Origin of the sequence: Maribacter luteus (assembly GCF_009674825.1) — a bacterium.
GTDB lineage: Bacteria > Bacteroidota > Bacteroidia > Flavobacteriales > Flavobacteriaceae > Maribacter_A > Maribacter_A luteus.
In genome coordinates this window covers 127,426-148,115 of record NZ_WKJH01000021.1, presented here as the reverse complement: position 1 = coordinate 148,115, position 20,690 = coordinate 127,426, and the positions used below count along the sequence as shown (strand labels likewise).

At 39.9% G+C, this 20,690-nt stretch carries 21 protein-coding genes and 2 tRNA genes; 9 read left to right on the top strand and 14 right to left on the bottom strand.

What is annotated here, in order from left to right; genetic code table 11:
- Positions 1-55 precede the first annotated feature (55 nt).
- The 7 genes from GJ691_RS12885 to GJ691_RS12855 form a co-directional block, all read right to left on the bottom strand.
- Positions 56-1,678 carry an MFS transporter gene (locus GJ691_RS12885; RefSeq protein WP_154367517.1) on the bottom strand — a complete coding sequence of 541 codons (1,623 nt, stop codon included), beginning with the start codon at positions 1,676-1,678 and terminating at the stop codon, positions 56-58.
- 166 nt (positions 1,679-1,844) lie between these two features.
- Positions 1,845-2,120, bottom strand: coding sequence for an ATP-dependent Clp protease adaptor ClpS (locus GJ691_RS12880; RefSeq protein WP_154367515.1), 276 nt, complete (start codon positions 2,118-2,120; stop codon positions 1,845-1,847).
- A 32-nt stretch (positions 2,121-2,152) separates the two neighbouring features.
- A complete protein-coding gene (gene prmA / locus GJ691_RS12875) occupies positions 2,153-2,989 on the bottom strand; it encodes a 50S ribosomal protein L11 methyltransferase (protein ID WP_154367513.1) in 837 nt (278 codons plus the stop codon).
- Between the two features lie 75 nt (positions 2,990-3,064).
- Positions 3,065-3,814, bottom strand: a complete 750-nt coding sequence (tpiA, locus tag GJ691_RS12870; RefSeq protein WP_154367511.1) for a triose-phosphate isomerase — start codon at positions 3,812-3,814, stop codon at positions 3,065-3,067.
- The gene (locus GJ691_RS12865) at positions 3,811-4,335 is read right to left on the bottom strand and encodes a TlpA family protein disulfide reductase (protein ID WP_154367509.1); all 525 of its coding nucleotides are present in this window, start codon (positions 4,333-4,335) and stop codon (positions 3,811-3,813) included. Before GJ691_RS12865 ends, tpiA begins: the two co-directional genes overlap by 4 nt.
- Before the next feature lie 15 nt (positions 4,336-4,350).
- On the bottom strand, positions 4,351-5,445 hold the full coding sequence (locus GJ691_RS12860) for a BT_3928 family protein (protein ID WP_154367507.1): 1,095 nt from the start codon (positions 5,443-5,445) through the stop codon (positions 4,351-4,353).
- The gene (locus tag GJ691_RS12855) at positions 5,442-5,987 is read right to left on the bottom strand and encodes a DUF1599 domain-containing protein (RefSeq protein ID WP_154367505.1); all 546 of its coding nucleotides are present in this window, start codon (positions 5,985-5,987) and stop codon (positions 5,442-5,444) included. Before GJ691_RS12855 ends, GJ691_RS12860 begins: the two co-directional genes overlap by 4 nt.
- Positions 5,988-6,102: 115 nt before the next feature.
- Here GJ691_RS12855 and folP point away from each other — a divergent pair, with 115 nt between their 5' ends.
- Together folP and cdaA are read left to right on the top strand one after the other, a co-directional pair.
- On the top strand, positions 6,103-6,924 hold the full coding sequence (folP, locus tag GJ691_RS12850; protein WP_154367503.1) for a dihydropteroate synthase: 822 nt from the start codon (positions 6,103-6,105) through the stop codon (positions 6,922-6,924).
- 57 nt (positions 6,925-6,981) lie between these two features.
- Complete coding sequence (gene cdaA, locus GJ691_RS12845) at positions 6,982-7,767, top strand: diadenylate cyclase CdaA (protein WP_154367501.1); 786 nt, start codon at positions 6,982-6,984, stop codon at positions 7,765-7,767.
- Here the strand turns inward: cdaA and GJ691_RS12840 are convergent.
- Together GJ691_RS12840 and truA are read right to left on the bottom strand one after the other, a co-directional pair.
- Positions 7,764-9,530 (bottom strand): ABC transporter ATP-binding protein, encoded by a 1,767-nt coding sequence (locus GJ691_RS12840; RefSeq protein ID WP_154367499.1) that lies wholly within the window; start codon positions 9,528-9,530, stop codon positions 7,764-7,766. The genes cdaA and GJ691_RS12840 overlap by 4 nt on opposite strands.
- A complete protein-coding gene (gene truA / locus GJ691_RS12835) occupies positions 9,527-10,273 on the bottom strand; it encodes a tRNA pseudouridine(38-40) synthase TruA (protein WP_154367498.1) in 747 nt (248 codons plus the stop codon). The genes GJ691_RS12840 and truA overlap by 4 nt, the downstream gene beginning before the upstream one ends.
- Before the next feature lie 91 nt (positions 10,274-10,364).
- Here truA and GJ691_RS12830 point away from each other — a divergent pair, with 91 nt between their 5' ends.
- Positions 10,365-10,859, top strand: coding sequence for a metallophosphoesterase family protein (locus tag GJ691_RS12830; RefSeq protein ID WP_154367496.1), 495 nt, complete (start codon positions 10,365-10,367; stop codon positions 10,857-10,859).
- A 94-nt stretch (positions 10,860-10,953) separates the two neighbouring features.
- On the opposite strand, the gene GJ691_RS12825 is transcribed toward GJ691_RS12830, so the two are convergent.
- On the bottom strand, positions 10,954-11,364 hold the full coding sequence (locus tag GJ691_RS12825; protein WP_154367494.1) for a DUF4293 domain-containing protein: 411 nt from the start codon (positions 11,362-11,364) through the stop codon (positions 10,954-10,956).
- A 192-nt stretch (positions 11,365-11,556) separates the two neighbouring features.
- Between GJ691_RS12825 and rho the strand changes: the two genes are divergently transcribed.
- The 5 genes from rho to GJ691_RS12800 all read left to right on the top strand — a co-directional run bounded on the left by rho (position 11,557) and on the right by GJ691_RS12800 (position 16,356).
- The gene (rho, locus tag GJ691_RS12820) at positions 11,557-13,200 is read left to right on the top strand and encodes a transcription termination factor Rho (protein WP_154367492.1); all 1,644 of its coding nucleotides are present in this window, start codon (positions 11,557-11,559) and stop codon (positions 13,198-13,200) included.
- Positions 13,201-13,410: 210 nt separating this feature from the next.
- Positions 13,411-14,094: a hypothetical protein gene (locus GJ691_RS12815; RefSeq protein WP_154367489.1), complete on the top strand. Its 684-nt coding sequence runs from the start codon at positions 13,411-13,413 to the stop codon at positions 14,092-14,094.
- Between the two features lie 3 nt (positions 14,095-14,097).
- Positions 14,098-14,787 (top strand): hypothetical protein, encoded by a 690-nt coding sequence (locus GJ691_RS12810; protein ID WP_154367487.1) that lies wholly within the window; start codon positions 14,098-14,100, stop codon positions 14,785-14,787.
- 123 nt (positions 14,788-14,910) lie between these two features.
- Positions 14,911-15,666, top strand: a complete 756-nt coding sequence (locus GJ691_RS12805; RefSeq protein ID WP_154367485.1) for a hypothetical protein — start codon at positions 14,911-14,913, stop codon at positions 15,664-15,666.
- Positions 15,667-15,678: 12 nt separating this feature from the next.
- The gene (locus GJ691_RS12800; RefSeq protein WP_154367483.1) at positions 15,679-16,356 is read left to right on the top strand and encodes a hypothetical protein; all 678 of its coding nucleotides are present in this window, start codon (positions 15,679-15,681) and stop codon (positions 16,354-16,356) included.
- 767 nt (positions 16,357-17,123) lie between these two features.
- On the opposite strand, the gene rpsT is transcribed toward GJ691_RS12800, so the two are convergent.
- The 4 genes from rpsT to proS all read right to left on the bottom strand — a co-directional run bounded on the left by rpsT (position 17,124) and on the right by proS (position 19,266).
- Positions 17,124-17,375, bottom strand: coding sequence for a 30S ribosomal protein S20 (gene rpsT, locus GJ691_RS12795; protein WP_154367482.1), 252 nt, complete (start codon positions 17,373-17,375; stop codon positions 17,124-17,126).
- Positions 17,376-17,417: 42 nt separating this feature from the next.
- Positions 17,418-17,492 (bottom strand) — tRNA-Glu (locus GJ691_RS12790).
- A 59-nt stretch (positions 17,493-17,551) separates the two neighbouring features.
- Positions 17,552-17,623, bottom strand: a tRNA-Glu gene (locus GJ691_RS12785).
- A gap of 167 nt (positions 17,624-17,790) precedes the next feature.
- Positions 17,791-19,266, bottom strand: coding sequence for a proline--tRNA ligase (gene proS / locus GJ691_RS12780; protein ID WP_154367480.1), 1,476 nt, complete (start codon positions 19,264-19,266; stop codon positions 17,791-17,793).
- Positions 19,267-19,361: 95 nt separating this feature from the next.
- Between proS and GJ691_RS12775 the strand changes: the two genes are divergently transcribed.
- Positions 19,362-20,687: a hypothetical protein gene (locus GJ691_RS12775; protein WP_154367478.1), complete on the top strand. Its 1,326-nt coding sequence runs from the start codon at positions 19,362-19,364 to the stop codon at positions 20,685-20,687.
- Positions 20,688-20,690: the final 3 nt, after the last annotated feature.

Here is a 20,690-nt window from a genome sequence, read left to right as displayed (position 1 = left end):
CCCCTTATCGCTTTTGTAATGAAACATTACGATTCGGGGCGATTTGCTCGTTAAATTATTGTTCTATTATTTTTTCTTCTTGAAGTCTTCTGTTTTGAAGTTCCAGGGTGATCTCATCTAGCTTTTTCTGGGTCAAGGGGTATAAGAGCATTAATCCTGCTGCCAGCACGGTAATCAATGCGGGCACCCAACTCATCAACATGATAATACCGGGAATGGCCCCTTCAATGGAACTGGCATCTTGTCCGCTATAATGAAATGCACCCAAGATCATACCGATAATCGCCCCGGCAATACCACCACCGAATTTGGTAGCGAACGAGCCTGCGGAATAGATAAGTCCCGTTGCCCTTCGCCCATTTTTGAACTCGGAATAATCCGCGGCATCGCCCAACATGGCAAAAAACAAGGTCGGGAAGATGGCAGCAGCGAATTCGGAGATAATACCAATAGTAAATATCGCGGTAATATCTTCGGGTCCGCAAAAGAACAATAGGGCATTTACCCCACCGGAAAAAAGTAAGGCATAAATAAACAGGTTGCGTTTACCGAATTTCTTGCCCAAGGGAGACGTTGCCATGGCCCCAAGTACCGAGGCGATCATAAGACCGATCAAGAAAGAGGCACCCAAAAGTTGATTATTCAAATAATGCGTAAAGTAAATAATGACAATCCCTTGTTTTATGGAATTATAGACGTTGAACAACAGTCCGATCACCAATAACACCAACCATGGTTTGTTGGCTATAAGATCCTTGAAATCCTGTTTCAGGTTGTTTTTTTGTTCTTTGGGTGGTTGTATTCTCTCTTTGGTGGAATAGAAGGTCAGGAACATTAAAATGGCCAAAAAGACCGACATGAGGTACATAGAATTACTATACCCTCTTTTTTGGTCGATGATGGTGATCTTGTCCTTGGTCAGGTTTTGTTCCCCCTCAACAATAAAAGTATAGTCCTCATTGGCCTTCATAGAGAAACTTTTACCATGGGTAGGTGCATTTTCCCCAGAGACCATTTGCCTATCGTCCCATGTGAAATTGGCGATTCCATCTTCCGTTTTTATGTTCACGTTCTCAACATCGGTATGGGTTGAAACAACGACCTTATATTTTTCATCTTCCAGTTGATCAATGGAGATAGTAGGATCAACGTTGCCATAATAAGCAACCAAGAACAATAAGGCCCCTTGGACCAACATGCCACCACCGAAAGCACCGACCATACGATAAGACCCCAAACTGGTACGCTCCTTGTCATCCCCGGTCATAACGGCCATCAGAGCTCCGTAAGGGACATTGTTCGCCGTATAGATCAAGGTGAAAAAGATATAGGTAATATAGGCATAGACGATCTTACCGGTCTCGCCCAAATCCGGACTGGTGAACAAGAGGGACAGGATAGCGGCCAATGGAATGGCCGTCCATAAGATCCAAGGACGGAATTTGCCATATTTAGAGGTCGTACGGTCCCCGATGATCCCCATAAGTACATCGCTGATACCATCGCTAAAACGGGCCACCAGCATTAACACCCCAACGGTAACAGGGCTCAATCCGAACACATCGGTATAAAAAATGAACAGAAAAGTGGCTACTCCACGCCATGCGATATTCGCGGCGCCATCCCCTAAGGCATACCCTATTTTTTCCTTAATGGAAATTCTCTCAAATGTAGCCATGCTCTTTTTGAATTGATTAAGTGATAAAAATAATCAATCGTGAAAGCCCCTACTAATGCAAAATAATCTTTTAGTGCGCTAAAATGTAAGCACTTTGGATAAAAGGCGTGATAAGACCAAGAAAGTATATAAAACCCTCTGTCTTAGTTTTTTGAAGTATTTTTTTCTATACGATCTCTGCACTTAAACCTGCCTGAAGCAACCGACTACAACGCGGTTCAAGATCTTTATATTCACCGGTTTTTACGGTGCATTTCCCATTATAGTGAACAATCAAAGAGCATTGTTCTGCCTGTTCGGGAGTATGTTCACAAACATCGATCAAGGTATCGATAACGTGATCGAAGGTATTTACCTCGTCATTAAAAAGTACAATTTCGTTTTGCTTTACTGTTTCTTCTTCGAGCAGTAATTCTTCCGAAATTTTTTCTTTAGTGCTCATAATTCAATTTTTTAATATCGGAATAACACTCCCTAAAGTACATATTTTACTGCAACCCAATTATTTTTTTGAAGATTTTTTTCAAAATTGAGTCCGTATTCACTGCACTTTTTGGAGATTAAGGGAATATCTTCCTTATAAAATCCACTTAAAAACAGCTGCCCTCCCTTTGTCAGGCATTTTGCATATTCCGGAATATCGGCAAGTAGTATGTTCCTATTGATATTGGCGATGATCACATCGTACTTTTGGTCTTTCAACAAAGAGGCATCACCCTCATACACTTTGATTTGCTTACAATTATTACGCTCCACATTCTCCACTGCGTTCAGATAACACCAATTATCGATATCTATGGCATCTACGGACATTGCCCCCCTCATTTCGGCAAGAATGGCCAAAACCCCTGTACCACTGCCCATATCAAGAACCGTTTTTCCTTTGAAATCATGCGCTAGGATAAATTGCAACATCATATGGGTGGTTTCATGATGGCCCGTACCGAAACTCATCTTTGGCTCAATGACTATATCATACGTTACGTCGGATTTTTCATGAAACGGCGCCCGTACCTCACATTCATTGTCAACGGTAATCGGGTTGAAATTGCGTTCCCAAGTGGCGTTCCAATTTTCTTGTTCTATCTCCTTGAAACCATATGAAATACTAAAGTCCGGATTTGTAAGTATCCCGACTTCTTTCAACATATCGGCTTGCCAATCCTCTTTTTGAATATAGGCCTGGATACCGGTTTCGTGCTCTACGAAACTCTCAAAACCGATTGCACCCAATTCGGCGATCAATATATCCGATGTGGGTTGCAAAGGGGCAATCTCAAAATTATATTCAATATAAACGGTGTTTGACATAGGTACGGATTTATAGGAACAGAATGCCCCTTAAAAACAAATTTAAGGGGCATATAAAATGGTATTTTTAAAAACTTAGATTGCTTTAACGATAGCAATGAAATCATCGGCTACCAATGCAGCACCACCGATCAAACCACCATCAACATCTGGTTTGGAGAAAATTTCCTCAGCATTGGAAGGCTTAACACTACCACCATAAAGAATGGAAACATTATCGGCGATATTCTGATCAAAGGCCGCAGCAATGGTCTTACGTACAAAAGCATGCATTTCTTGCGCTTGCTCAGGTGATGCTGTTTCACCCGTACCAATGGCCCAAACAGGTTCGTAAGCCAAAATAATGCTGCTCCAAGCACTGGCATCCAGTCCAAAAAGTGCATTTTTCAATTGGCTTTCAACAACCTTGAAATGGTTGTCCGATTTACGATCGGCCAATTCCTCACCAAAGCAGAACATTACTTTCATGTTCTTGGCCAAGGCTGCTTTTACTTTTTTCTCAAGGATCTCATCGGTTTCCCCGAAATAGGCCCTACGCTCTGAATGACCCAATATAACGGTATTGATACCGATGTTCAATAACATATCGGCTGAAATTTCACCCGTATAGGCACCACTTTCGGCAAAATGCATGTTTTGGGCGATAACCTCTATGGTTGAATCCTCCAACTGGTTTACGGCACTAGCCAAATTTACGAAAGTCGGGGCTACCATTACCTTCGCAGTAGTGTCCGGCAATTTCGCCGAAACCTCTGCCAAAAGGGCTTCGGTTTCTTCCATGTTCTTATTCATTTTCCAGTTTCCTGCTACTATTTTACTTCTCATGACTTACTGTTTCTTAATTGTTCTACAATCGCTTTATCACTTGCCTTTATGGCTTTATATAATTTAATATTACCTTCTGCGTCCAGGACCATATATCTTGGAATCCAATCCAAATCAATATCTTGGAACAATTCCGATTTCCATCCATCGTTCGCCCAATAATGTGACCCTTCCGTTATTTTAAATCTTTCTATTCCCTTTTTCCAGCTTGCTTCATTCTTATCCAAGGAAATGAATACGACCGCAACATCGGGAAAATCTTTTTGTAAATCTTTTACCGTTGGCATACCTACTACACAATCTTTACACCAAGAGGCCCAAATGTCCAAAAGCACGGTTTTGCCTTTATTCGCTTCTATTATGGACTGAAAAGAGACCTCATCCCCTTTCAAATCCAAAAAAACATCGTTCAATGCGGCCTTCGAAAAAGTATGCTCCTGGGCCTGCATCGCCATAAACGAAAACAGGGCCAAAAGCACGTACAGTTTGTTTATTTTCTTTCTTATCGTTGTTGCTGTCATGTATCTATATCCGTATTAAAATACCAAATCGTCCATATCGTTAAAATGCACTTTCTGGGTAATGGTTCCTTTTTCCAAAGTAAGTAATCCCGGATTGGAGCGTACTACGGTTTTCAATGCCGTCTCATCTGTAAAATAAAACTCGGTATCCAAGTTATATTTTTTTATTAGGGCTGCGGTTTCTTCCGGACTTGAAGCCGACATGCCAATTACCTTATAACCCTTATCCTTTGCTTTGGGTATCAACTGGGCCAGTGCGGTAAACGCTTCCAAATCGCTGTTATCCAAGTTATAGGAAATAATCATCATCAATTTAGGTTCTGCCAATAACTCAGGTGCGTAATCTACCCCTTCTTGTTCTATCGTGAAATCATGTATGGGCGGTTCATATCCTTTTACGATTTCCGTGGTTTCAACATCAATGAACTCCCCATCAACTGAAGGATAATCCCCATTGGTGACCACAACCTCTTCTTCTCCATTCACATTGAATTTCCAAGCATACTCAAAAACAGGTTTCTGCGCATCCTCGGGCATTACCATACCTTCTTGAATATTGGCGCCGATCTTATACGGCCTAAAATCGATTACCGGAAGATGGTTCAGAACATGGTAGGCAAACAGGACACAAAACACCAAGGCCAAAGCCGTAATGACCCTTCTCGAATTGGGCCCGAAAATGGGTTTTATAAATCTTTTCCCTAGAATCAATATAACGATGAAGACCAAGAGCACCATATCCTTTGTAAACGAACCCCATGGTGACAAGTTCACGGCATCGCCAAAACAACCACAATCGGTCACTTTATTGAAATACGCCGAATAGAAGGTTAAAAACCCGAAAAATACGATCATCAAAAACAAACTCCATAAAGTAAACCTAATCCTGAACCCCAACAATAACATTACGCCCAATAAGATTTCCAAGACCACAACAAGAAGTGCGAAACCAAGGGCATAGGGCAATAAAAAAGTGAGGTTAAGAACGGCCTCACTAAAATATTCCTCCAATTTAAAGGTAAAACCTACAGGGTCGTTGAGTTTTACAAAACCACTGAAAATGAATAAAAACCCGACGAACAATCTACTAAAACCAACTAAATATTTCATTTTGAACCTTCTTTTAAATGAATCATGGCGAAAACGGCATAATTTACCATGTCCTGATAATTGGCATCGATACCTTCACTGACCAAGGTTGCCCCTTTGTTATCCTCGATCTGTTTAACACGTAAAAGTTTTTGAAGGATAAGATCGGTCAAGGAACTTACACGCATATCTCGCCAAGCCTCCCCGTAGTCGTGATTCTTATCTTCCATCAAGGATTTAGTAATTTTTGTATGCTTATCGTACAACTCCACAGCTTCCTTCTCGGATAAATCGGGCTGGTCCACAACACCTTTTTCCAACTGGATCAAGGCCATGATCGAATAGTTGATGATTCCGACAAACTCGGAACGCTCATCCTCGTCAACCTTTCGCACTTCATTTTCCTGAAGCCCACGAATACGTTGTGCCTTTATGAAAATCTGATCGGTCAAGGAAGGTAATCTAAGAATACGCCAAGCACTGCCGTAATCTTTCATCTTTTTCTGGAATAAATCCCTACATATCTTTATTACGGCGTCGTATTGTTCGGAAGTTTGCTGCATGTAGTATCACTAATTTGCGTAAATTTCGCCTAAAATATTTGAAACATCAAAGTTCGTGTTTTAAAGTTGGTTTATCAAACTTTATAGCGGCAACTTTGCCACTAATCTTTGTAGTATGACCTTGAATTGCAATGGAAAGCTTATAGATTTATCCACACCTAAAATAATGGGCATACTTAACCTTACACCCGATTCATTTTATGATGGGGGAAAATACAGGAATGAAAAGGAAATTTTGGGCCAGGTCGAAAAAATGCTGAACGAGGGAGCTACTTTTATAGATATTGGCGCATATAGCTCCAGACCGGGAGCAGATGCAGTACCCTTGGAAGAAGAATTGTCAAGGATCGTCCCCATAATACAAAAGGTAACGAAGACCTTTCCTGATATCATAGTATCCGTTGACACCTTCCGCAGTGAAGTCGCAAAAAACTGTTTAGGTGAAGGCGCAGCTATTATCAATGATATTTCAGCAGGCCAATTAGATGGTAAAATGTTCCAAACAGTGGCAGAACATGGAGCCCCCTACATTATGATGCATATGAAAGGTACGCCCCAAAACATGCAACGGCATACCGATTACGTGAATTTGGTAAAGGAAATGTTATCGTATTTTTCAGAACGGATCGCCAAGGCGAGGGAATTCCACATCAACGATGTCATCATTGATCCAGGATTCGGATTCAGCAAAACGCTGGAGCAGAATTACGACCTGTTAAAAAAAATGGACCTCTTACGGATATTGGAACTACCCCTCTTGGTTGGGCTCAGTAGAAAATCGATGATATACAAAGTACTTGCAAACACACCACAAGAAGCCTTGAACGGCACAACAGCACTACATATGGTTGCCCTGCAAAAAGGGGCTCAAATACTTAGGGTGCACGATGTGGCAGCGGCTGTGGAGTGTGTTAAATTGAACGAACAACTGAACTAAACCCTTGAAAGGATTTTTGTTCGTCAAATTTTGCTAATTTTACAAAAAAGGCTAGGATTGGATTTTTTGAATTTTCTCGACTTTAAGATTACCGATATTCTCGACATTATCTTAGTCGCCGTACTTCTTTATTATATCTACAAACTCGTTCGGGGTTCTGTAGCCATAAATATTTTCATAGGTATCGTTATTATTTGGGGTTTTTGGAAACTCACCGAATTGCTGGATATGGAAATGATCAGTAGTATGGTCGGCGGCTTTATGCAAGTGGGTCTTATAGCACTTATCATCGTTTTTCAACAAGAGATCCGAAAATTCCTTCTTATGATCGGGTCAACGAATTTTGCCAACAAACGAAACTTTATACGTCGCTTTCGTTTTTTAAAACCTGACGGAGATACGACCAGTACCGATATAAACGCCATCCTGGAAGCATGTGAGATCATGGGGCGGTCCAAGACCGGTGCCATTATCGTTATAAAACGGAACAATTCGCTCGATTTCATAAAGTCATCTGGGGACACGATGCACGCAGAGGTAAACCAACCCCTATTACGAAGTATTTTCTTTAAAAACAGTCCCTTACATGATGGTGCCGCCGTTATCGAAGATAATTATATTGTAGCTACCCGTGTCATACTTCCCGTATCGAACGAACGCAGTATTCCTTTACGGTTCGGGCTTCGCCATAGGGCCGCCGTAGGAATAACAGAAAGAACGGATGCCCTCGCACTTGTGGTCAGTGAGGAAACAGGAAACATTTCCTATATCAAAAATGGGGAATTCGCCCTTTTTAATGATATTGCCGAATTGGGCAATATGATAAAGGAAGACCTGACCTAAGCCGCTTCCTCTTCCATAAACTGGGCTTCATACAGCTTGTTATAATAGCCGCCTTTCTTAAGCAGTTCATTATGGGTGCCGGACTCAACGATTTTACCGGCTTCCATGACCAAGATCTTATCGGCCTTTTTAATGGTCGCCAAACGATGGGCGATAATTATGGATGTTCTACCCTCGGTAATCTTATCGGTGGCACGCTGGATCAAGCGTTCGGAGTAACTATCGACAGATGATGTTGCCTCGTCCAAGATCAAGATACTGGGATTACTCACAAATGCCCTTAGAAAGGCTATCAATTGACGTTGCCCACTGGATAACATGGAGCCCCTTTCCTTTACATTGAATTCATATCCACCCGGTAGACTTTCAATAAACTCATGTACACCTATCTGAATGGCCGCCTCCTCAACATCCTTTAGGCCAACATTTTCATTTTTCAAGGTGATATTGTTTACGATGGTATCGGCAAAAAGAAAAACATCTTGCAGTACAACGGCAATATGTGAACGTAGTGCTGCCAATTTATAATCCTTACTATCAATACCATCAATCAATATCTGTCCCGAATTGATCTCGTAAAAGCGGTTCAATAAATTTATGATGGTTGATTTACCGGCTCCTGTTGCACCAACTATGGCAATGGTCTCACCTGCCTTGGCATCGAATGAAATACCATGAAGCACTTCCTCTCCTTTTAGATAACCGAAATGAACATCGGTAAACTTAATATCTCCCCTAACTTGGGTATCTCCATACGTTCCGGAATCATCCATTTTACTATCAGTGTCCAAAATCAAAAATACCCTATTGGCCGCTACCATTCCCATTTGTAAGGTATTGAACTTATCCGCAATTTGCCGTAATGGCCTAAAAAGCATCTCAATACAAAGAATATAAGCAAATATAGTACCCGCTTCACTATCCGAAATATTTGCGACGTTCATGAGTCCGCCATACCAAACGACCAAACCAATGGCCAAAGAACCTACGATTTCTGCAATGGGAAAGAATATGGAGTTGTACCAAACCGTTTTCAACCAGGCCTGCTTATGCTTTTCGTTGATTTCCCGAAATTTATCACTCTCAATCTTTTCCCGCGTAAACAATTGTACGATTTTCATTCCCGCGATCCTTTCCTGTACAAAAGAATTCAGGTTAGCCACCTGCGCCCTTACTTCAATAAATGCTACCTTCATTGCCTTTTGAAACAATCGCGTGGCATAAAGAATGACCGGTAATAACGAAAAAACGATCAAGGCCAATTTCCAGTTCAAATAAACCATCAATGCGGCAGCGGCCAGCATTTTCAACAAATCGGCAATGATAACGAAAAAACCTTGGCTGAAGATCTCCCCTATACGCTGCATATCAGCCACTGCCCTTGTGACCAATACCCCTAGTGAGGAGTTGTCAAAATAAGTCATTTTAAATCCCAACATATGTCGAAACAAACGAATACGAACATCCTTGATCACGGATTCCCCTAACCAATTCGCATAGTAATTAAAGAGCAATTGAAAAGTAACCTGCGCTAGCAACACCAATAACATGATCACCGACAGATTAAGTAATTTGTCGGCCTTGGCAGGAATAATGGCCTCATCGATCAACATTCGTAATAAATAAGGGGTCATTACCGCAAAAACAGAAAGTAAAATAGCGGAAAGTGCTACCCCATAAAAGGTTAGCCTATAAGGTTTCGTAAACGTCATTAAACGCTTGAACAAACCGGTATCAAATGCTTTTCCTGATTCTTTACTCATATTTTTTCGTATGGCTCTGGGTATATAATCTTGGTCAAATATAATCCTTTTGCAGGCACTGAAGCCCCTGCCTTTGACCTGTCCTTACCGTTTAAAACTTCATTCACATGCCCCAAACCAGTTTTCCCGATACCTACATCAAGAAGCGTTCCCACTACGGCCCTAACCATATTGCGAAGAAAACGATCTGCGGTTATCGTAAATACCAATTTATCGGACTCCACGGCCCATTCCGCTTTTTTTACATCGCACAAATAGGTATGCACATCGGTATTCGATTTTGAAAAACACTCAAAATCATCATGGTCCAATAATAATTTGGCCGCTTGGTTCATTGCATTGACATCCAAAGGATGTTTTACATAATGGGCCGAATGCATATGAAAAGGGTCTTTTTGTTGAACGATCCAATATTCATAGGTGCGTTCAATGGCATCAAACCTGGCATGGGCATTTTTTTCTACTGGAAACAATTTGGAAACAGCGATATCCTCCGGCAAAAAGGCATTCAATCGATAAACCAATACATCACTGTCCACTTCCCCATCAAAATCAAAATGGGCATACATTTGTTTGGCATGCACCCCGGCATCCGTTCTACCGGCACCGACCAAAGCTATTTTTTCACGCAACAATTTAGACATCGCTTCTTCAAAAACTTCTTGTACCGTAATGGCATTAGGTTGGTTTTGCCAACCATGGTACGACTTTCCGAAGTATGAAAAAACGATGAAATATCTCAAGTGAATCGCCTATTTTTGTGGAGTCCAAAGATACTTCGTTCCTTCTAAAAAGAGTTCCTAATCCCATATTTTTAAGCTTAATTTAAGTTTTATGACCAAAATACTTTTGCTTTCCGACACCCATAGCCATATTGATGATGCCATTTTAAAATATGTGCGGCAAGCTGATGAAGTATGGCATGCGGGGGATATCGGTAGTTTAAAAGTTACCGATCCAATTGCGGCATTGAAGCCTTTGAGAGGGGTTCATGGGAATATAGATGACCATATAATTCAAAAGGAATTCCCTTTGCACCAACGTTTCATGTGCGAGGAAGTTGATGTTTGGATCACCCATATCGGAGGCTACCCCCCCAAATACAACAGCTTGGTATCAAAAGAAATAAAAGCGAATCCGCCAAAAATTTTCATAAGCGGCCATTCTCATATTTTAAAGGTCATGATGGACAAGAAACTTGGGGTTCTACATATGAACCCAGGTGCATGTGGCAAACATGGTTTTCACCAAGTACGTACCATGTTGCGCTTTGTAATCGACGGAAAAGAAATCAAGGATCTGGAGGTAATAGAACTGGAAAAACGATAATACCGCAAATAATCCCGAACCCGGAATAACGGAAAATAAAAAACCCTGATGCTTCCATCAGGGTTTACGCACTAATACTACTAAGATGTTAGGCTTAACGCAAACGATCAACAGATTTTACAAGATCTTCATCCTTCTTAATAGCCCTATTGGCAAGGACCAAAAAAACGATAGAAAATACAGGAATCAACATCCCAATACCCTTCTCAGAAACCAAGGTCTCTCCGGATAAGTTTAGCGATCGGTAAACGAAAAATCCTAGTAAAAAAAGATTTAATATCATATTCAACCTGTTCAACACAAATTGATTTTGTCTCTTCTTATATAAAAAAATGGCTACCAAAGCCAATGCCCCCGTCAAATATAAAGCCACGGAGACCATAATGTCGTTTTGGGCAAAAAATTCCTTGCCATTGGCATCTAACCAAAGATAAACCAAAAAAGGAGCCACACCACCCAATAAGGCGACAAGGACTAGATAAATGGTCTGAATTCTTTGAATCATTGCTCTAAAAACGATTTTGAAGAGCAAAAATACATGTCTTTTGAAAAATATCCCTGTATTAATGAAAATAATTTGTAATATTGTTTCGTTATTCGTTATATCACTTACCAAAACGGGGATTCTTCCCCTTGTAAACCCAAATAACAATACACTTCTTAATTGTCTAAAGACGTATAATTTATATCACACTTAATGTTTGAGATTTCAGATTTAAAATCGAAAAAGCTTCCTGAACTCCAGGAAATAGCAAAAGGATTGAAAGTACCTAAGTTCAAATCCTTGAAAAAATTGGACCTTGTTTATCAAATTTTGGATGTGCAAGCCGCAAATCCAAAGGCTGCCGAAGGAATTGCTTCAGTTCCTACCGAAAGTAATGCTGTAGAGAAAAAACCAGTTGCACGCAAACCAGCCGAAAGACCAAAAAGATCCCGTGTCGCAGCGGTCAAAAAAACGGAAGGGGCCCAATCGGAAAACACTAAACCAGAGGCCAACAAGGCTCCTGAGGCCGTGGAAGCCAATGAAACCATTTCTAAAAAACCGCAGCCCGAAAACAAAAGACCCAACCCAAGGCCCAATACTGGCCAAAATACCAAAAAAGGTCCTCAACAACATAAAAACCAAAATACGAAAAAGCCTCCCCATCAAAAAGGTGGACAGGACAAACGCAACAGCAATTTTGATAAAGATTTAAAGAACAGGTACAAAGAGCCCGAATTTGAATTTGACAGCATCATTGCCAGCGAGGGAGTCCTTGACATTATGCAAGACGGCTATGGCTTCTTACGTTCTTCAGATTACAATTACCTATCATCCCCTGATGACATTTATGTATCACAATCACAAATTAGATTGTTCGGCCTTAAAACCGGGGATACGGTTTTAGGAAATGTACGTCCGCCCAAAGAAGGTGAAAAATACTTTCCACTGATAAAGGTGAACAAAATCAATGGTATTGATCCACAAGTTGTACGCGACCGTGTATCTTTTGAACATTTGACCCCTTTGTTCCCGGATGAAAAATTTAATCTGTCTGATCGCCAGAGTAGTATTTCTACACGAATCATCGATTTGTTCTCCCCAATCGGGAAAGGACAAAGAGGTATGATCGTCTCCCAGCCCAAAACAGGTAAGACGATGCTTTTGAAAGATGTGGCCAACGCTATTGCCGCAAACCACCCAGAAGTTTACTTGATCGTTTTGCTAATTGATGAAAGACCTGAAGAGGTAACCGATATGCAACGTAACGTCCAGGGAGAAGTAATCGCTTCCACCTTTGATAAAGAGGCAACGGAACACGTACGAGTAGCGAACATTGTTTTGGAAAAAGCCAAACGTTTGGTTGAATGTGGCCATGATGTTGTTATCCTATTGGACTCAATTACCAGATTGGCAAGGGCGTACAATACGGTACAACCTGCTTCCGGTAAGGTATTGAGTGGTGGTGTAGACGCCAATGCACTTCATAAACCAAAACGTTTCTTTGGAGCTGCCCGTAATATTGAAGGCGGTGGTTCTTTATCTATCATTGCTACGGCCTTGACGGATACAGGTTCAAAAATGGACGAGGTTATTTTCGAGGAATTCAAAGGTACCGGTAACATGGAGCTTCAGTTAGATCGTAAAATCAGTAACCGAAGAATATTCCCTGCAATCGACCTTACATCATCCAGTACCCGTAGGGATGACCTACTATTGGACGAAAGCACGATTCAACGTATGTGGATCTTGCGTAAATACCTTGCGGATATGAACCCTATAGAAGCCATGGAATTCATAGAACAGCGCATTAAACAGACCAAGAACAATGAAGAGTTCTTAATGACGATGAACCAATAGTCCATCAAAAAAAACACAATACGTTTAAAATCCCATTGGCCGTTTGCCAATGGGATTTTTTTTATGAATACATCCCAGCAACAAATCCCGTGCATCAAAAGAGAAAGTACGGCATGTTGACGTTAGTTTAATTTTAATATCTTTATAAAGCAAAATTCGTTCTCCCCCAACCTTTTTGCATGGACATTTTACAACCTAAACCTTCTACATATGATTATTATCTACAAGTATCAGATGCGAATTCTTGCACTTTCGGCATTGCTGTTTACCCTTGCAAGCTGTAATGAAAAAAAGAAACCAAAGCAAGAAAAAGACCCTATCAACAAAGAGGTAAAAGCTCCTAAGGACATAATCTCATTAAATGAGGCAAGTTCTATTTATAACAACTATACCAAACATAGAATTTCGGTAATTGAGAATTATGAGCTGGAACAGAGAGCCCCTGAAAAGGAATTTATACCGGCAAGGTTCGTTGATTTCGATTACCAAACGATTAAAAACTACATTGCTTATGTAGACCATGAAGCCTCAAAAGCCGGAGTGAAAGAAGTAACCAAACTTCGCCTATATTTTGCCAATTATCCGAATGAAGGGAAATTTGCAGATGGAAAAAAAGTGGTTCATCCCAGACAGAACTCCATTTTTATGGTTCCAACCTTGGATAAAAACGGAGAGAATCACGGATTTTATATTGGTGAAGACGGTAAGGCCAAATTAATTAGTGATTGGAAACAAAACAATAAAATGGAAATGGGCGCCAATTCTTTGAACCCAAATATAAAATCCCATGCAAGCATGATTCCTAGTTTTACCCTTAATTCCAGTTTATTGGCAGGTACGAGCCTGGTATTGAATCGCGGAAACGGTGGCCCGCCTCCTAAGTCAGAGTTTTAAATTATGTCTCAATTGTTGTTGGATTTATTTCATCGTAGTTATTTCCTCATTGTTTACGGAATTGCCTTAATGATTTCCGTAAAGACATATAGGAAGTATTTTGAAACGGTCTTCAAATATCTTCCACTGATTATTGCGTACACTTTTTTGAATGAGCTGCTTGGCTACTTTATAAAGTACTACCCGGATTTTTCACTCTTCAATGATATTAAATACAGTAACATCAATGAAATAATATATAATCTCTATGATATTGTATTTTTCCCTTATTTCTATTTTGCCTATTGGAAACTTTCTACCAATAGCGAAAACAAGAAAAGGATTGCTTGGGCCTCCTCTTTCGCTATATTGGCCTACCTTATAAGTTGTATCTTTCAAAACCCTATGGACACTATGCTTTATTATGCTTATTTCATTGCTTCTTTTGTTTTGGTTTATTGTATTGCAACAAATTTCATTGAAAAAAAGCAAAATAACATAGACGTGGTCAATACGTACAATCTTGTTTTTTGGATAAATATGGCACTCATTATATTTTATGCCATTTCCCCTTTTCTATTGTTTATCGGTTATACCAAAATCGAAATATGGAACCAATTTCATTTTGCATTGATCTTGAAAATTTTAATTATAATCATGTACAGTATTTTGACCATAGGTCTTTTATTGAACAGAAAGCTCGCATTTAGGTGACACACACATGTTCAAGATTCTATTGAAATAGGATCATATTACGGCCCGTGGATTGCACCAGACCTTTAATCGTTATGAATTCTATTACCCATTGGAGTATTAATACTTTTAAAACCCATTGTTATGATCAAAATAAAAAAGTTATTATCGCCATGTATTACTCTTATCATTATCCTTTTCTCCTTCTCAAGTTGTGAAGAAAAAGACGAAAAGGAACCACCGACCGTATTGGCACCCGAACAAATTGTAGAAGTAGACCAAGCCAAAGAAATGTACGATCGCTATACCGATCGTCGCGTTCCTTTGATACAACACTACGAAGACTCTATAGATAGGGCCCATTACGATTCAAAAATACTTCAGCACAAAAAAGCAAAATCAAAAGCGATAGACTCCAATTCGGATAAAAAGTTTGATGTGGCCCGTTATGTTTCTTACGATTACAAAACCATAAAACAATACTTGGCCTATATAGAACAAGAAGCGAAAAAGGCCAACGTTGAGATTTCGAGCCTGCGATTCTATTTTTCGAATTACCCGGACAAATCTTTTTTCGATAATAAAGATTCGGTCTTACATCCTAGACAGAACTCACTGTTGCTTTCACCGACCTTAAAAAAAGGGGACCGGGAATATTTATTTTATATCGGAGGTACTAAAACCGAGGAGCAAGCCATATTACTTACAGATAATTTCGGAGAAATAAATAACCAGGAAATAGGCGCCACTGACCGCATGGAAGATAAAGCACATGCCTCTATTCTTCCAAACCTAACAAATACCACGACAAACCCCGCTTTAAATACATCTTTCTATTCAGGAACAAGTTTAACCATGAACAAAGGAACGGGCGCCCCACCGCCATGGAACGAAAATTAAGCCCTCTTAAACATGGTCGATTTTTTAAAAGACAACTATTTCATTCTCCTCTATGGAGTTACATTGATCATAGCATTACTTCGCTACAAACGGTATTATAGTAGTATTGTGAAGTACTTTCCTATAATCATTATTTATACGATAGTATCTGAAGTACTAGGATACTTTATTCGGGATTTCGAAGATTTTCAGATTGTCTATGAAAATAAATACCAATATGCCAACTACATCATTTTCAACGTATATGACTTGGTATTTTTCTTCTATTTCTATTTTCTATTTTGGAAAACGATGAAAAACAAAGAACATAAAGCTATTATAAAATATGGTTCTTTGGTTTACCTTGTATCCGCATTAATCAATCCTTTTTTTCAAAATGTATATATCTACCCACAACTTTATGCTTCAACAATAGGGTCTATTGTACTGATTATAGCCGTTTATTTATATTTTCGTCAGAATTGGAACCAAAAAGGGAAAAAACATGATTTGATCTTGTGGATCGGTGGGGGACTATTGGTTTTCAATATCTTTTTCCCGATAATTTCAATAATTTCATTTTTTGATTACCCCAGTTATGAAAAATTCAAGCTAAGACAAGTACATTATGTTCTGATTGTAGCGATGTATATGTGTTTTATAATGGGCTTTATTTTTATGAAACCATATAGACCCGTTGAAAATTCTTGAAATTTGAAATAAATGGCCTTGACCCTCGATGCTTTTTTGTCGGAATATTATTTTTTGCTCTTTTGCGCCATGGCCTTATCAGTGTCGGTCTATACATATCGATGGTATTACCATAGTGTTTTAAAATACTTGCCTATATTGATAGGCTATACCTTTCTTACCGAAATACTTGGGCTGATAATTTTCGAGTTCGAAAATATACAGATAGTCTTAAGGGATGGGTATTCTAATTACAACAACTTGATTTACAATGTTTTTGATATCTTGTTCTTTCTATACTTCTATTATATTTTTTGGAAGACCTTTACAGATCGGAAAATGAAGTCAATTGTACTTATAGGTGGATTATTGTTTATACTTACCAGCCTGATCAATCCTTTTTTTCAGGAATTTATACTTTATGCCCAATTATGGGCATCATCAATAGGCTCACTTGTATTGATACTATGTATTTTGTTATTCTATACCCAAACGAAAACAAGCACATCAAAAAACAATAAATTTTCGGTACTGCTAAGATGGATCAGTCTAGGTTTACTGGTCTTTTACATTTTTTACCCCATCATTCTAATTATAGGTCATTTGGATTATTCACTATATCAAGAATTGCATATAAGACAGCTACAACACTTTTTGATTGCCGTGATGTATCTTGGCTTTATTGTAGGTTTCTTACGAATGCGCAGGTACCCGACGAAAAGTATATAAACAAAAAAAGCCCAGATGGTCTACCATCTGGGCTTTTTAAATAGATTGGATAATAAAGTCTACAAAGCAGCAACGTGCTTTGCCAACTTACTCTTTAAGTTCGCCGCTTTATTCGTATGTATGATATTACGCTTTGCAAGCCTATCGATCATACTAACTACTTCCGGATACATTTTCACAGCATCTTCCTTGTTCTCTTCACCACGTAATTTTTTAATTGCATTACGGGTAGTTTTGTGCTGATACCTGTTACGTAAACGTACAGCTTCGTTTCTTCTGATTCTCTTTAATGCTGACTTGTGATTTGCCATCTTCTCTTTAAATTATGTTTTTAAGACAATTGTCTTTTTACTTGGTAGTCCGTAGGGGAATCGAACCCCTGTTACCAGGATGAAAACCTGGCGTCCTAACCCCTAGACGAACGGACCTTAATATTAGGAAAAAACTCGATTATCGCTTTTACCCCAATTCTTTTCAAATAACCTTGTAGTCCGTAGGGGAATCGAACCCCTGTTACCAGGATGAAAACCTGGCGTCCTAACCCCTAGACGAACGGACCATTACTCTGCACAAAATGCGGATGCAAAAATACAATTATTTTTAACTATCGCAACACCTGCACATATTTTTTTTACATAATCTCAAATATATGTATTTCTTCATTATAAAATACATGCTATGGTAAACTTAAATACGGGTAAACCAGTTGCTTAAAAATACATGCAATTAATAAGCCTTGGCAAATAGTACCCTTCTGACAGATGGCTCACCTGTAACCATACATCGGCCTTCGGTCTTATCACCTTCAATCGGTATACAACGAATTGTTGCCTTGGTCTCTTCTTTCACTTTATCTTCCGTGGCGGTTGTGCCATCCCAATGGGCAGAAATGAAACCTCCTTTTTCTTCCAATACTTTTTTGAACTCTTCATAGGTTTCTACCTCGGTAATATGCTCCTCTCGGTAATCCAAGGCCTTGGTATAGATATTATTCTGAATGTCATCCATCAGGAATTCGATTTTGGCTATTACCTCATCCATAGGAACTGTTTCCTTTTCAAGCGTATCGCGCCTAGCCACCTCATAGGTTCCGTTTTCCATATCGCGTTGGCCAATGGCCAAACGAACGGGAACCCCTTTCAATTCATATTCATTGAACTTGAACCCTGGTTTATAGGTATCCCTATTATCATATTTGACCGAAATACCCTTGGCCCTTAACTCCTTCACCAATGGATTTACCCTTTCCGATATGGCATCCAACTGATCAAGCCCTTTGTATATAGGAACGATAACCACCTGAATAGGTGCTAATTTAGGTGGTAATACCAGTCCGTTGTCATCACTGTGCGTCATAACCAAAGCCCCCATTAAACGAGTGGAAACACCCCATGAAGTTGCCCAAACAAACTCCTGTTTACCTTCTTTGGATGCGAATTTCACATCAAAGGCCTTGGCAAAATTCTGTCCAAGAAAATGCGATGTCCCTGCCTGCAAAGCCTTTCCATCTTGCATCAAAGCCTCGATACAATACGTTTCCACAGCGCCGGCAAAACGTTCACTTTCTGTTTTCAAACCTTTTATTACCGGTACGGCCATATGATCTTGGGCAAATTCGGCATAAACATTCATCATACGTTCAGCTTCTTCAACAGCCTCTTTTTCCGTCTCATGGGCCGTATGCCCCTCTTGCCATAAAAATTCCGCCGTTCTTAAAAAGAGACGTGTACGCATTTCCCAACGAACCACATTAGCCCATTGATTGATCAATAAGGGCAGATCTCTATAGGATTGTATCCACTTTCTATATGTGTCCCAAATAATGGTCTCGGATGTAGGCCTTACGATTAATTCTTCTTCTAATTTAGCATCCTCATCTACGATAATACCGCTGCCATCTTCCGCATTTTTCAGTCTATAATGGGTAACAACCGCACATTCCTTGGCAAAACCCTCAACATGACTGGCTTCTTTACTTAAATACGATTTTGGAATGAACAAAGGAAAATACGCATTTTCATGTCCGGTCTCCTTGAACATTTTGTCCAATGCCGCCTGCATTTTTTCCCAGATGGCAAAACCGTATGGCTTTATGACCATACACCCTCTAACCCCGGAATTTTCAGCTAAATCAGCCTTAACAACGAGTTCATTATACCATTTGGAATAGTCCTCACTTCTCTTAGTCAATTTTTTACCCATTACATGTAGTTTGGCACAAATCTTGTGTTATTATTATCAAAATAGTTCGGTAAAACTAACTATTTTTAACATGTTCAACAATAAAAATCGATACCATGATACATTCTCTACCACTCTCAAGAATCCGCAGTGCGTCCCTTCTTGTCCTTTTGGGCATTTTGGCAGTTTCCTGTGGTTCGTACCAGCAAGCCTCTTATTATGATAATGATGGCATTTATGAAGATGAAGATGTTAGAGTGGTCGAAAGAGCTCCACAACAAGTTCAACAACGAAAAAACAACGACCCATATCAAGATTACTTTGGGCAAAAAGCCGATGAATATGGTGAAATACTCGACAGCGAAGTGTTTACCGATATCGATGGGTATTCCAGTGAATCGGAATATGATAGCATTCCTCAAAGCGAAGCCTTAACCGATTATTATCAACCCGAAAATGACTACGCAGGTTATGGTGGCTGGGGAGACAATTCTACAGATGTAAGTATCAATATTTACGGCAACAATTGGAATACTTGGGGTTATGGTGGATTCTATGGTAATTATGGCTGGGGATGGAATGACCCATGGCTGTGGAACAATTGGGGCTATGGTGGATATTACGGATGGGGAGGATTTTATAACCCATGGGGTTGGAACAACTGGGGTTGGGGTTGGAACAACTGGGGCTGGGGAGGCCGTTACGGTTATGGATGGAATTCCCCTTACTACCGTTACGGATATGGTTACGGTTATGGATATAACAATAGGCCTTATTCAAGATATAGGAATTATGCATTGAACAGGAGTAGAAGGGGCTATTACAATACCAACTCCCTTGCAAACAACAATTCTGCACGCAGTTTAAGAGCAAGATCAAATGTAAATACACGTGGTACGTCTCCAAGATACAGGAGCAGTAGTACAACAGCTAGGACAAGTGGTGTTCGAAGCAGTACAGGAACACGAAGTTCCAGCACATACAGAAGCAGTTCAACAGCACGAAGAACCGTTGGTGTAGACCAAAACAGGGCATACCGCACCAGTAGGAGCACAAGGGCCACACCACGATATAACTCATCTTCTAGGAGCAGTAGCAGTAGATATTATAACAGTTCTAGCCCAAGAAGCAGCACTTCAAGAGCCACAACACCAAGAACCTCTACATATAGAAGTTCAGGTAGTCGTACAGGAACGTCACGTACGTATAGAAGTTCTGGAAGCAGTACAAGAAGTTCACAATCGTACCGAAGCTCAGCTCCAAGATCAAGTAGTTACAGGTCGTCCGGTAGTTCTAGTGGCCGAAGCAGCAGCTATAAATCATCGGGCAGTAGTTCCCGAAGCAGCAGCAGCTATAGAAGTTCTGGCTCTTCAAGTTCTTCTAGATCATCATCCGGGCGTTCATCCAGTTCATCACGTAGTAGTAGTGGAAGAAGAAATTAATGC